This is a genomic window from Brumicola pallidula DSM 14239 = ACAM 615 (assembly GCF_000428905.1).
In the GTDB taxonomy this organism is placed as follows: domain Bacteria; phylum Pseudomonadota; class Gammaproteobacteria; order Enterobacterales; family Alteromonadaceae; genus Glaciecola; species Glaciecola pallidula.
Genome location: NZ_KE386814.1, coordinates 352485 through 365492, shown reverse-complemented (window position 1 = coordinate 365492; position 13008 = coordinate 352485). Strand labels below are relative to the sequence as shown.

Below are 13008 nucleotides of genomic sequence, written 5' to 3'. Positions count from 1 at the left end.
CGCAATCTACAGCAGAATCCCATGCGATTTCCTCATCGGGCATCGCTGGGGCTTTTCATGGGCCGCAATCTACAAAGGAGTCCCATGCGTTTGTCAAAATACGCTGTTCGTCATCCTGACCGCTTACAAAGGACGTCCTGTCCTTTGAAAATTTTGGCAAACGCATGGGACTCCTTTGTAGCTTGCTATTTATGTGCGCTGTTGTCGCTGCTGGGAGGTTTATTCATGCTGCGCTGTTGTCGCTGCTGGGAGGTTTATTCATGCTGCGCTGTTGTCGCTAGGAGGTTAATGTCATGCTTTGCTGCCGGAGCGGCATATTGCTGGTTGGATACAAAACTGACCTCAAACACTCCCTGTAATGCCAACGCTGCGCGATAAGGCGTAGAGCCGGCAGTGAGGGCGTTTCCCCTAACCGACCTTCTAATGGCAAGGACGCCATTAGAGAGCGGCCATGGATGGCGAACTGCGTGTCGGTTGGGGGAAACGCCCTCAATGCCGGCTTTACGCCTTTTTTCAAAGCAAAAAAAAGCCGGTACTTGAGCAGTATCGGCTTTATGTTGGTTAAGCAAAAAGCGAGTTTATTTTTTCTTTGCTTTAGGGTTTGGCATGTCTGTGATAGTGCCTTCGAATAACTCAGCCGCAAGGCCGATTGATTCATTCAACGTTGGGTGAGCATGAATAGTTAATGCAATATCTTCTGCATCAGCACCCATTTCAATTGCTAAACCGATTTCACCCAGCATTTCACCAGCGTTAGTGCCAACGATAGCACCACCGATAAGACGACCAGTGTCTTTTTCGAAAATCATTTTAGTCAAACCATCAGTTGCAGCACAAGCAATTGCGCGGCCCGAGGCAGCCCATGGGAATGTTGCTACTTCGTAGTTAAGACCTTGCTCGATAGCTTCTTTTTCAGTTACGCCAACCCAAGCAACTTCTGGTTCAGTGTAAGCGACCGAAGGAATACCTTTTGGATCGAAGTAATGCTTTTTACCGGCAACAACTTCGGCAGCAACATGACCTTCGTGTGAGGCTTTGTGAGCAAGCATGGGTTGACCGACAAGATCACCAATCGCAAAAATATTTGATACGTTGGTACGCATTTGTTTATCGACTTCAATGAAACCGCGATCGGTTACCGTTACGCCCGCTTTCTGCGCAGCAACGAGTGAACCGTTTGGCTTACGACCAACAGCAACCAGAACTCTGTCATAACGAACAGGTTCAGCTGGTGCTTGTTTTCCTTCAAATGTCACGTACAAACCATCGTCTTTCGCTTCAATACCAGTTACTTTAGTTTCAAGCATGGTATTGAATTTATTTTTAATGGTTTTCATGTACATTTTAACAATGTCTTTGTCAGCAGCAGGCATAAGTTGGTCAAGGAACTCGACCACATCAATCTCGGAACCCAAGGCGTGATAAACCGTGCCCATTTCAAGACCGATAATACCACCACCTAAGACCAGCATTTTGCTCGGGATATCGCGCATTTCTAATGCACCCGTTGAATCAATTACGCGTTCGTCCTTTGGGACGAACGGCAGGCTTACTGGTTCAGAACCGGCAGCGATAATGGCATTTTCAAACGTAATCGTAGTTATACCGTCTTTACCTTCAACTTCAATGGTATTTGGGCCAGTGAATTTACCATAACCTTGCACATGTTTAACTTTGCGCATTTTTGACATGCCAGCTAGGCCTTTAGTCAATTGCTCAACAACGCTGTCTTTCCAACTGCGAATTTTATCCAAGTCGAAAGTTGGCTCACCAAAAGTAACGCCATGCGCAGATAACTGCTTCGCTTCTTGAATTACTTTAGCTACGTGTAACAATGCTTTCGAAGGGATACAACCTACGTTTAAACAAACGCCACCGAGGGCCTCGCGAGCGTCTATTATAACTGTATCTACGCCTAAATCGGCTGCTCTGAATGCTGCAGAATATCCACCAGGACCTGCGCCTAGTACGACCAACTGAGTTTTAATCTCGCTCATTATGACCTCAAAATTTTATGATTAGATGCTTGCTTTGTTTGGATCTTACCGATTCACGCGCCAACCTGCAAAGCTTTTTGTTTCAATGCACTCTTCTAGCTCTGAAACACATTAGCCAAGAGTAATTTTACCCTTGGCGGGTTTGGTTTTATAACAAAATACGTCTCAGGTCTGACAACGCACCACTTACATGAACAGAGAAGCGAGCTGCTAGTGCTCCGTCAATGACGCGATGGTCGTAAGACAATGACAATGGCAACATTAAACGAGGTTCAAATTCTTTACCATTCCACTTTGGTTTCATCTCTGACTTAGAAACACCCAAAATAGCCACATCAGGTGCATTCACGATTGGTGTAAATGCCGTGCCACCTATGCCGCCTAGGCTAGAAATCGTAAAACAACTGCCCTGCATGTCTGTCGCCTTCAACTTGCCGTCTCTTGCTTTGGCACTAATTTCCATTAGTTCTCTGGAGATTTCCATGATGCCTTTTTTATCAACATCGCGAACAACTGGCACCATTAAGCCTCCTGGAGTATCAACTGCAATACCAATGTGGTAATACTTTTTCATTACCAACGATTCACCAGACTCAGACAAACTGCTGTTAAAAGCAGGATATTCTTTTAATCCATCTGCTACCGCTTTCATCATGAATACCAGAGGCGTAATCTTCACCCCGAGCTTACGCTTTTCAGCGATCGCATTTTGTTCCTTACGGAACGTTTCAAGGTCAGTAATATCCGCTTCATCAAATTGTGTAACATGTGGAATAGTTACCCAATTTCTGTGTAGGTTTGGACCAGAGAGTTTTTGGATCCGAGTTAATGGAACTTCTTCAATTTCACCAAACTTTGCAAAATCGACTTTTGGCTGTGCTAATACCTGTAATCCTCCGCCTGTGTTTCCACTCCCCGCCGAACTACCCGGGTTCATCTTCGGACGCGATAATTCATATTTAACAAATGACTGAACGTCATCTTTTTGAACACGATTTTTACGTCCTGTACCTTGAACCTGAGTGAGGTCGACACCAAACTCGCGAGCCAGTCGGCGAACCGACGGCGACGCGTGTACCTTACCCGTATTCACGTTATCACCCGCTGATGGATGATGTGGTACCGGCGGTGCTTTCGGTGCTTGAGGTGCTGGCGCTTGCGATGCTGACGCTTGCGATGCTTTTACTGGCGCTGGTTCACTTGGTGCTGGATCTGTTGCCGGCGCTGCCACCGGAGTCGGCTCAGAATCACTCTCATCCGATGCTGAACCCGCAACTTCTAAGGTTAGTACAAGTGACCCTTTAGATACTTTGTCGCCAACTTTTACCGCTAAACTAACAATTTTACCGGCTTCTGGCGCAGGCACATCCATTGTTGCCTTGTCAGTTTCAAGTGTAATCAAACCGTCTTCTGGTTCAACGATATCACCCACAGCAACTAATAATTCAATAATATCGACTTCAGTTGCATCGCCTATATCAGGCACGGTAACGTCGATAGTTTTGCTGCCACTTGGAGCCGCTGCGCTTTTTACCGGAGCTTCAGATTTAGCATCTTCAGCCTCAGGTGCTTCGGATTTATCGTCTTCAGTCTCAGGAGCTTTGTCTTCGGCTGCTGCAGGCACTTCAGGCTCTGACGCAGCAGCGCCAGATTCCATTTGACCTAAAACATCGCCTTGCTTAATTTTATCACCCACTTTTACTTTGAGTGATTTTATAGTACCAGCGTCGGTACACGGAATATCCATACTCGCTTTGTCACTTTCAACGGTTACGATCGATGCCTCTGCGTCTACCGCTTCGCCGACAGTAACGCAAAGCTCGATGACTTCAACTTCTTCACCGCCAACATCAGGAACAATAATGTCTATTAAATTTGCCATGTTCGTTCTCCCTAATTAAGCGTAAAGCGGATTAATTTTATCTGGGTCGATGCCCAAATCTTTAATCACTATTGCGAGTGCTTTTTTATCGATGCCACCTACTTTGTAAAGTTCATAGAGCGCAGCAAAAGCGACGTTATTTGCGTCTACTTCAAAGTGATTACGCAGGTTTTCACGACTGTCTGAACGCCCAAAACCGTCAGTTCCAAGCACGCGATATGAACCTGGTACGAATGCTCTTGCTTGTTCACCATACGCTTTAATGTAGTCAGTAGCGGCAATAGTTGGGCCGTCGTTACCATCAGATAACACTTCTGTCATGTAGGGCACACGAGATTTCTTATTGATATTTCGCATATTCCAGCGCTCACAATCAATGCCATCGCGGGTTAATTCATTGAAAGAAGTCACGCTATACACTTCCGACTCAACATCGTACTTTTTAGCTAGTAATGCCGCTGCTTTGCGAACTTCAACTAAAATTGTACCCGAGCCCAACAGTTTTACTTTTAATTTTGCTTTCTTGTCGCCAACCGTATCTATCTTGTAGATACCCTTGATGATGCCTTCTTCACAGCCTTTCGGCATTTCAGGCTGAATATAGTTTTCGTTCATTACCGTCATATAGTAGAACACGTTTTCTTGTTCTTCTAGCATTCTGCGACAACCGTCTTGAGTTATCACGGCCACTTCATAGCCATAGGTTGGATCGTAACTAATACAATTCGGAATTAAGCCTGCTTGCACATGGGAATGTCCGTCTTGATGCTGTAAACCTTCTCCATTTAAGGTTGTTCTGCCCGCTGTACCACCAACTAAGAAACCACGACATTGGCTATCACCTGCAGCCCATGCCATATCACCCACACGCTGAAAACCGAACATAGAGTAATAAATGTAAACCGGTAACATAGGGAAATCGTTGGTAGAATAAGAGGTACCTGCTGCCACGAACGATGACATTGCGCCTAACTCATTAATACCTTCTTGCAATACTTGGCCTTTTTTATCTTCACGATAATAAGCGACTTGGTCCTTGTCTTGCGGAATGTACTTCTGACCCGTATTTGAATAAATACCGACTTGACGGAATAAACCTTCCATACCAAAAGTACGTGCTTCATCAGGAATGATGGGGACCACGTTTTTACCCATCTGCTTGTCTTTTAACAGCACCGTGAGTACGCGAACAAAGGTCATTGTGGTGGAAACTTCACGCTCACCAGACCCTTTAGTAATCGCTTCAAATGCTTTTAACGGAGGAGCGGGTAAGTCATGACTACTTTTGGCCAAACGCACCGGCATGTAACCATGCAACGCTTCACGTTTTTCGCGCAGATACTTCATTTCTGGGCTATCTTCGTCAAACTTATAATACGGCAAATCAGTGATATTTTCGTCTGTCACTGGAATATTGAAACGGTTGCGATAGTGCTTAACGCTCTCGATATCCATTTTCTTGACGTTGTGCGCAATATTTTTACCTTCGCCTGCTGCACCCATACCATAGCCTTTAACGGTTTTAGCAAGAATAACTTGTGGACGACCAACTGTTTCAGTTGCACGCTTGTACGCGGCATAAACCTTGACAGGATCGTGTCCGCCGCGGTTTAGGCGCCAAATGTCATCATCAGACATATTCGCAACCATGTCTTTTAATTCAGGATATTTTCCAAAGAAGTTTTCGCGTGTGTATGCGCCGCCTTTGGCTTTGTAGTTCTGATATTCGCCGTCAACAGTTTCGTTCATAACATCAAGTAACTTACCTGACGTGTCGCGGGCTAAGAGTGAATCCCAGTAGCGACCCCAAATAACTTTGATGACCTCCCAGCCTGCGCCACGGAAAGTACTTTCAAGTTCTTGAATGATTTTACCATTACCACGAACCGGACCGTCCAATCGCTGCAAATTACAGTTGATAACGAATGTTAGGTTATCCAGACCTTCGCGAGAAGCGAGGCCTATAGCACCCAATGATTCAGGCTCATCAACTTCACCGTCACCCAGAAAACACCAAACGCGTTGCGCAGAACAGTCTTTCAAGCCGCGGTTAGTTAGGTATTTTAAAAAGCGCGCTAGATAGATAGCTTGCATTGGGCCTAGGCCCATCGATACCGTTGGAAATTGCCAGAAATCAGGCATTAACTTCGGATGTGGATATGAAGATAAACCTTCACCGCTTACTTCTTGTCTGAACATATCTAATTGATCTGCAGACAAGCGGCCTTCGATGAAAGCACGAGAATAAATACCCGGCGATACGTGACCTTGTACAAACAAGTAATCGCCGCCGTCTTTATCATTCGGTGCACGGAAGAAGTGGTTAAAACCGACATCATAAAGCATTGCCGCTGAAGCGAAGCTGGAAATATGTCCGCCTAACTCTAAGTCTTTTTTAGACCCGCGAAGTACCATCATCATCGCATTCCAACGAATGGCATTGCGAATTTTGGCTTCTATCGTTTGGTCGCCGGGCATGGTTGGCTCTTGGCCCGCAGGGATCGTATTAATATAAGCAGTGGTTGCGTCATAAGGCAAATAAGCCCCGCTGCGTCTTGCTTTTTCAATTAACGACTCAAGTAAAAAATGAGCACGGTCAACACCCTCTTCAGCTAACACGGCTTCAAGTGCGTCTAACCATTCTTTGGTTTCTGTTGGATCCACATCTGGATGCATCATATCGGTCATGGTGCTTTCCTATATTATGTTTTAACGATGAACGAGGCTAAATAAGGCCGCGCTCTGTTTGCTTAAAGTAAGACAGGCTCTCAAGAAACCGCCTTTCCGTTTTCTTTCACTTCAATTCTTCGCATCGCGCGTTGCAATTTAACGTCGCGTTTATTTATGTCTAATAGGGTACTCTCAACAAAACCCAAATGCTCGTTACTTGCTTTGCGAGCAGCTTCAGGGTCCTGTGAACTAATAGCCTGCACGATGGCATGTCGTTGCTCACGTATTTGAACTTCAACATCGGCGCCGTCACGCAGCATGTCTAAATTTCGTTTAATGTTGTCAACTAACATCACTTGCATACTGCGCATTACATGCAGCAACACCATATTGTGAGATGCTTTTGCCATCGTCAGATAAAACTCGACTAGCGCTTCAGCTTCTTGTTCAGTATCGGTTTTTACTTGGCTTTGTGCACCTGAGTTTTGTTTGACTGCAGCGCTCTCAGCTTGTGCTTGTGATTTATGCAAACTAGGTAAACTATTTAACGCGTTGTTCAACGCTCGATAATCTTCTGGCTGACCGCGCAATGCAGCATAGTATGCAGCCATACCCTCAAGCGCATGCCTGAATTCAAGCAAATCAAATTGTGTTTCTGGACGTGATGCGACAAGTGCTGACAAAGGGTCTGTCATTTTTGCACTTAAATTTTGGCGTATAAATGTGCCGCCGCCCTGTTTACGTTCAACAAGGCCTTTAGCTTGTAAGTTTTGAATAGCTTCGCGCAATGAAGGACGTGAAACTTGAAATTTTTCTGCTAACAGACGCTCAGGCAGCAGCTTTTCACCCGCAATCAAGGTTCCGTCCAAAATCATGGACTCCAGACGTTCGGTGATCACGTCAGACAACTTTTGGTGCTTTATGTTTGCGTGCACTTTTGTGTCCCGCCTCTGCTTTGTATGCTTTGTTGCTGTCCCGAGTTTATCACTCGTTTTTTGCTTAACTTGTTAACAAAGCGGTGTTATTTATTTACATTATTTAACAAATGGTAATACCAATTAACCAAACTATTGTAAGCAACTTTTATTCATTCGACAAGTGCTGTTTAGAACAAGGGGGTAAAGCCCAGCCTAAATGATCCATCATTGGCTAACTAGGTTTATCGTTTACATAGTCAAACGTGACTAACAAGATCGCGACAGCCCTTTAATAACAAAGGGTGTCACTGATGAAAAGAATAATTTACAGTGTATCAAAAAAAGAATTAAGCAACTGCTCCGACCATGGTCAGTATTGACACAATTACCAACATAAACAGCACATTTCGTTTTACTAACCGGACTAAAATACAAGGTTCGTCAATACAGTTTTTCTGATCAGCCTCCACTTCTTCAGCGGCAATTGCAACATTAGTTAATATTGTTTTTGTACTCGACTTGGTATCCACTAACGCCGGCAACCAAAAAGTCAGGGCTCTTGAAAAATGGCCAACAACCATGAAGCCAAACGCGGTTAAGCGCACGGGTAACCAATCAATTACGTGCATTATTTGGTCAATAATAAGCGCGGCATTTTCATTCGTACTTTCACCCATTACCTCTTCATCAACCGCTTGTGGATTATTCTCGCAGAGCCTCATTTTATGAGTATATAATTGTAGCTCTTTTGCAATTGAATAAATAATAACACCGGGCACGCCGAGCAAAACAAAAGCAACGATAACCGCTGCATATTGGCGATAATTAATAAAAACTAATTGTTGCCCTACCTTATCTAAGTCACCGCCCTCATTACCAAACGAAATACTATGCAGCGAGCACGCTTCAAAATCGGTGCGAACTGCAGCCTGTAAATAATTTTTATAATTTTTACGCGTAATAGGGCAACCCAAACAAATCCATAGCACAGCGAGCTGCAAGACAAAGGTCACTAACGCATTATTAAGCACAAGCTCAATCACGTATAGCAATGACGCGGGCAGTATAATGATAAGCAGAATAGAAAGCATAGATGCGGTGTCGCTGAACCAATTACGAGCTTGTAAAAATTGAATGTATTTACCTACTAATGCATGAATATGCCATTTCGGTGATTTTGGTGTGATACGTTCCAAAGCCATTACTATTAGCAGCGAGATTAGAGCCATGGGTCTTCCTTTATCTAATAAACTAGGCTAAGTATATGAGTGACAACGCAAACTGCAAAGCTATTTCACCGAAAACACAGTTCACGCGGTAAAACTAAACGCCTTTGAATATCGGTTTCAATCATGCTCATAAAGCAGTAAACTTGGGCCACAAGCGCCGTTTGCCTACTTTCAAAATAAGTTCTCACTATTATGTCACTCATAAATCAATACCAAATAAATATTTCAAAACATGTTGAAGACGCATTATTAGAAGACCTCGGCGGGCACATATCCGTACAAAACGATATTACGGCAATGCTGATCAATGCCGACGTTAGGATGTCAGCTAAAATTATTACACGAGAGAATTGTGTTTTATGCGGCCAGGCTTGGGTAAATGAAGTTTTCGCACAAATTGATAAAGACAGTAAACTTAATTGGCAGTATAAAGACGGCGATGAGCTCAAGGCAAACGACACCATCCTATATATTCAAGGAAACGCAAGATCAATATTAACCGCTGAACGCACGGCTCTGAACTTTTTACAGACTCTCAGCGGCACTGCGACAACCACCGCAACTTACGTAAAATACCTCAATAATACCAACACCAGACTGCTTGATACTCGTAAAACCCTGCCAGGCCTGCGTCAAGCACAAAAGTATGCAGTTGCATGCGCTCAGGGAATGAATCACCGAATGGGCTTGTACGACGCTTTTTTGATAAAAGAAAACCACATTAAAGCGTGCGGAAGCATTAGAAATGCGGTGTCCAAGGCACAGCTTATGCATCCAGGCTTGCCAATCGAAGTTGAAGTAGAGAATTTACAAGAGCTTAATGAGGCCATAAATTCGGGTGTCAATACCATAATGTTAGATAATTTCAGTACAAAACTGATCGAAGAAGCAGTCGTTATTAATGCAGGTAGATGTAAGCTAGAAGTGTCTGGCAATATTACTTTTGACAGACTGCAAGAATTGGCCACAACAGGCGTAGATTATATATCTTCAGGCGCATTGACTAAGCATGTAATAGCGATAGATCTATCCCTCGTTACGATTAGTTAGCAACTATAGACATAGCCCAAATCTACCCTAGCGTATGACTGGATGTGTCGGAACAAAGACTTAAGTATGCGCCTACATACTTCACATATTTCCCTCTCCTCTTATACTCGGTCTCGAGGTTAAGGAGGTAATGCTTGTTTTACCGCACTTACCTTTTTAACTTAATTTAAATCAAATATTATATACGCGTTGACCACGCTCGGAGAGACAAAATGAAAAATTCAGCTCAAAAAGGCTTTACATTAATCGAACTAATGATCGTTGTAGCAATCATCGGTATTCTTGCTGCAATCGCGTTACCTGCTTATCAGGGCTACACTCAGAAAGCGAAATTTACTGAAGTAACTAATGCAACTGCAGCAGCAAAGGTAGGTGTTGAATTGTGTATTCAGGTACAAGGCACGAATTCACTTGACGATTGTGATGGCGGATCCAATGGCATACCAGCAGACGTGACCTTAGTTGAAAAGTCAGCTACTTTGAATCAAGTCGTTGGTGTAGCTGCTGCTAATGGTGTAATTACAGCAACATCGCCGCTATCAATGGGTGTGGGTGCGAATGCAACTACTAGCGCAACATATTCATTAACACCAACAGTTGCTGATACAGGTGCTGTATCTTGGGCTATAGCTTGCGTTCCAACTGACCTTTGCTAATCAGCTAGTATGAACCGAAAAAAAACAAAGCCTGGTTTCTATCTAGGCTTTTTTTTCTAAATACTTAGATAGCAGAGAATACCATGGCAAAAACAGTAGTAACATACACGTGGACTGGCATGTCGAAAACTGGCAGATCAGGCAAAGGCGAAATAACTGCAGGTTCCTTGCAAGAAGCAAAAAACTTATTGCGACGTCAAGGTGTCTCTGCAACCAAAGTAAAAAAACTAGCCAAACCTCTTTTTAGTCGCCAAGATAAAGTCAACGCACAAGATATTTCAGTGCTTTCTCGACAACTGGCAACCATGCTTGGCGCTGGTGTTACCCTTATTCAAAGTTTAGAAATGATTGGCGCGGGGCATGCAAAAACTTCAATGCGAAAGCTATTAGGTGAAATCACCAGTGAGGTTAAATCAGGTAATCCACTTTCTTATGCCCTACGCAAACACCCTGACAAATTTGATGACCTCTATTGTGACCTCGTTGAAACCGGAGAACAAACAGGTGCATTGGAAACTATTTATGATCGTATTGCTTTGTATAAAGAAAAAGCCGAAGCGTTAAAATCAAAAATCAAAAAAGCCATGTTTTATCCGATCGCAGTGTTAGTCGTTGCTTTTATTGTTACCACCATCCTTTTAATATTTGTGGTACCTCAGTTTGAAGAAATCTTTGCTGGCTTTGGCGCCGAACTGCCTGTTTTTACACAGTTTGTCATTGCCTTGTCTAATGGAATGCAAAACTACGGCCCCTTTATTGCCGCGGGACTATTTATTGCTGCTGTGATGTTTAAGAAAGTGCATACAAAATCCATAGCCCTGCGAGACAGTGTTGATAAGAAAATTTTAAAAATCCCAATCATTGGCGATATATTAAAGAAAGCAGCTGTTGCTCGTTTTGCCCGAACCCTGGCCACCACCTTTGCGGCCGGTGTGCCTTTAATTAGCGCTCTTGACTCTGCAGCAGGCGCGTCTGGTAATGCGGTATTTCGAAATGCCATATTATTTGTGAAAAAGGAAGTGGCCGGGGGTCTACAAATGAACGTTGCCATGCGCGCTACCAATATTTTCCCATCAATGGTGACACAAATGATTGCGATTGGAGAAGAATCAGGCTCTGTTGACAGCATGCTCGAAAAAATAGCCACTATTTACGAAGCTGAGGTTGACGATATGGTTGACGGTTTAACCAGCTTACTTGAGCCCATGATCATGTCCGTATTGGGTGTGGTTATCGGTGGCTTAATTGTAGCCATGTACTTACCTATCTTTGAAATGGGTAACGTGGTGTAACAACAATACTATTATACGAAAGCCAGCGTGATGCTGGCTTTTTACTATTTGGAAATCCGTACCTGAAGAGTTTATCAAAAGACATTCTGGCAACGGTATAGAGGTTTAAGTTCGACAACAGCGACAGACTAGATCAAATATTTATGTGTTTGGTCTTTAGCATTTAACGCTAGTGAAAATAAAAGGTGAACGCTTTTATTAAACAAGCCGATATAATAGTATAAAAGCAAATATCAATAGCATACTTAAAAAGGTAAAAAGCCAATCCAATGGAAAATATTGCGTTGTTTGAACTATTAGCTGCATCTCCGCTAGCATTCATTATTACTACCTTCTGTATTAGTTTATTGGTTGGCAGCTTTTTAAATGTGGTTATTTATCGATTACCCATCATGATGGAAAAAGAGTGGCAACGGGATATTGAGCAATCTCAAAATCCTGACAAAGAACTGCCACCAGCGCCTATTTTCAATTTAGTTAAACCTGACTCCACATGCCCTAATTGCAAACATAAAATTCGAGCGTGGGAAAATATCCCTATTATTAGCTGGCTAATGTTGGGGCGTAAATGCAGTGGCTGTGCCAATCCAATTTCAGGGCGCTACCCTGCCGTCGAGTTGTTAACCGCGATAATGTCGGCGCTTGTTGCTTATCAGTTAGGTTTGGGTATGACTGGCGCTGCATTCATATTCGCCACATGGTTACTTGTAGCGATGACCTTTATCGACCTTGATAAAATGTTGCTGCCCGATTCACTCACCCTCTTATTGTTATGGGTAGGACTTGGCTTGAGTTGCTTTGAAAATACGATAGCCCCCATCGACGCTATTATTGGCGCTATAATCGGTTATTTAAGCTTATGGTCTATCTATTGGGCGTTTAAATTACTGACTGGTAAAGAAGGTATGGGCTATGGCGACTTCAAGCTACTTGCAGCTTTAGGTGCTTGGGTTGGTTGGCAACACTTACCGATTATCATATTACTGTCATCCGTGGTGGGCGCAATTGTTGGCATTACAATGATGTTTATCAATAAAAAAGACAGTAATTTAGCTATCCCATTTGGTCCTTATTTAGCCGCAGCGGGCTGGTTAACTATGCTGTTTGGCGACTCCATTGCTGACTGGTATTTATCCACGTTATAGCACACACTGCACCGACCTCGCCCACTCTTGACCAGTTATTATTCATCCTGTCTTTAATCTTACCAAGTAGAAAGAGAGAACAGAGAATGGATGAAGAATGGATAGAGAATGGATAGAGAATGGATAGAGAATGGATAGAGAATGGATAGAGAGCTTGAAACAAGTGCATT

Annotated in this window: 10 protein-coding genes; 4 read left to right on the top strand and 6 right to left on the bottom strand. The window is 43.4% G+C overall.

The window, feature by feature from the left end:
• Positions 1-254 precede the first annotated feature (254 nt).
• From G399_RS0112475 to ampE, 6 genes are all read right to left on the bottom strand, one after another.
• Entirely contained in the window at positions 255-569 is a 315-nt protein-coding gene (locus tag G399_RS0112475; protein WP_006015691.1) for a hypothetical protein, read from the bottom strand.
• A gap of 9 nt (positions 570-578) precedes the next feature.
• Positions 579-1997, bottom strand: coding sequence for a dihydrolipoyl dehydrogenase (gene lpdA / locus G399_RS0112470; RefSeq protein WP_006015687.1), 1419 nt, complete (start codon positions 1995-1997; stop codon positions 579-581).
• A gap of 148 nt (positions 1998-2145) precedes the next feature.
• A complete protein-coding gene (gene aceF / locus G399_RS0112465; RefSeq protein WP_006015684.1) occupies positions 2146-3879 on the bottom strand; it encodes a dihydrolipoyllysine-residue acetyltransferase in 1734 nt (577 codons plus the stop codon).
• Positions 3880-3894: 15 nt separating this feature from the next.
• A complete protein-coding gene (gene aceE, locus G399_RS0112460) occupies positions 3895-6567 on the bottom strand; it encodes a pyruvate dehydrogenase (acetyl-transferring), homodimeric type (protein ID WP_006015681.1) in 2673 nt (890 codons plus the stop codon).
• Between the two features lie 80 nt (positions 6568-6647).
• Entirely contained in the window at positions 6648-7424 is a 777-nt protein-coding gene (locus G399_RS0112455) for an FCD domain-containing protein (protein ID WP_006015678.1), read from the bottom strand.
• A 389-nt stretch (positions 7425-7813) separates the two neighbouring features.
• The gene (gene ampE / locus G399_RS0112450; RefSeq protein WP_006015675.1) at positions 7814-8695 is read right to left on the bottom strand and encodes a beta-lactamase regulator AmpE; all 882 of its coding nucleotides are present in this window, start codon (positions 8693-8695) and stop codon (positions 7814-7816) included.
• 192 nt (positions 8696-8887) lie between these two features.
• On the opposite strand from ampE, the gene nadC reads away from it, so the two are divergent.
• The 4 genes from nadC (at position 8888) to G399_RS0112430 (ending at position 12838) form a co-directional block, all read left to right on the top strand.
• Positions 8888-9745: a carboxylating nicotinate-nucleotide diphosphorylase gene (gene nadC / locus G399_RS0112445; RefSeq protein ID WP_006015669.1), complete on the top strand. Its 858-nt coding sequence runs from the start codon at positions 8888-8890 to the stop codon at positions 9743-9745.
• A 212-nt stretch (positions 9746-9957) separates the two neighbouring features.
• Complete coding sequence (locus G399_RS0112440; RefSeq protein WP_006015666.1) at positions 9958-10401, top strand: pilin; 444 nt, start codon at positions 9958-9960, stop codon at positions 10399-10401.
• Between the two features lie 83 nt (positions 10402-10484).
• Positions 10485-11693: a type II secretion system F family protein gene (locus G399_RS0112435; RefSeq protein WP_026843698.1), complete on the top strand. Its 1209-nt coding sequence runs from the start codon at positions 10485-10487 to the stop codon at positions 11691-11693.
• A gap of 269 nt (positions 11694-11962) precedes the next feature.
• On the top strand, positions 11963-12838 hold the full coding sequence (locus tag G399_RS0112430) for a prepilin peptidase (RefSeq protein WP_006015659.1): 876 nt from the start codon (positions 11963-11965) through the stop codon (positions 12836-12838).
• Positions 12839-13008 lie beyond the last annotated feature (170 nt).

Coding starts and splice junctions, on each gene's coding strand:
- lpdA (WP_006015687.1), bottom strand. CDS start 1,997: ATGAGCGAGATTAAAACTCAGTTGGTCGTACTAGGCGCAGGTCCTGGT.
- aceF (WP_006015684.1), bottom strand. CDS start 3,879: ATGGCAAATTTAATAGACATTATTGTTCCTGATGTTGGCGGTGAAGAA.
- aceE (WP_006015681.1), bottom strand. CDS start 6,567: ATGACCGATATGATGCATCCAGATGTGGATCCAACAGAAACCAAAGAA.
- G399_RS0112455 (WP_006015678.1), bottom strand. CDS start 7,424: ATGATTTTGGACGGAACCTTGATTGCGGGTGAAAAGCTGCTGCCTGAG.
- ampE (WP_006015675.1), bottom strand. CDS start 8,695: ATGGCTCTAATCTCGCTGCTAATAGTAATGGCTTTGGAACGTATCACA.
- nadC (WP_006015669.1), top strand. CDS start 8,888: ATGTCACTCATAAATCAATACCAAATAAATATTTCAAAACATGTTGAA.
- G399_RS0112440 (WP_006015666.1), top strand. CDS start 9,958: ATGAAAAATTCAGCTCAAAAAGGCTTTACATTAATCGAACTAATGATC.
- G399_RS0112435 (WP_026843698.1), top strand. CDS start 10,485: ATGGCAAAAACAGTAGTAACATACACGTGGACTGGCATGTCGAAAACT.
- G399_RS0112430 (WP_006015659.1), top strand. CDS start 11,963: ATGGAAAATATTGCGTTGTTTGAACTATTAGCTGCATCTCCGCTAGCA.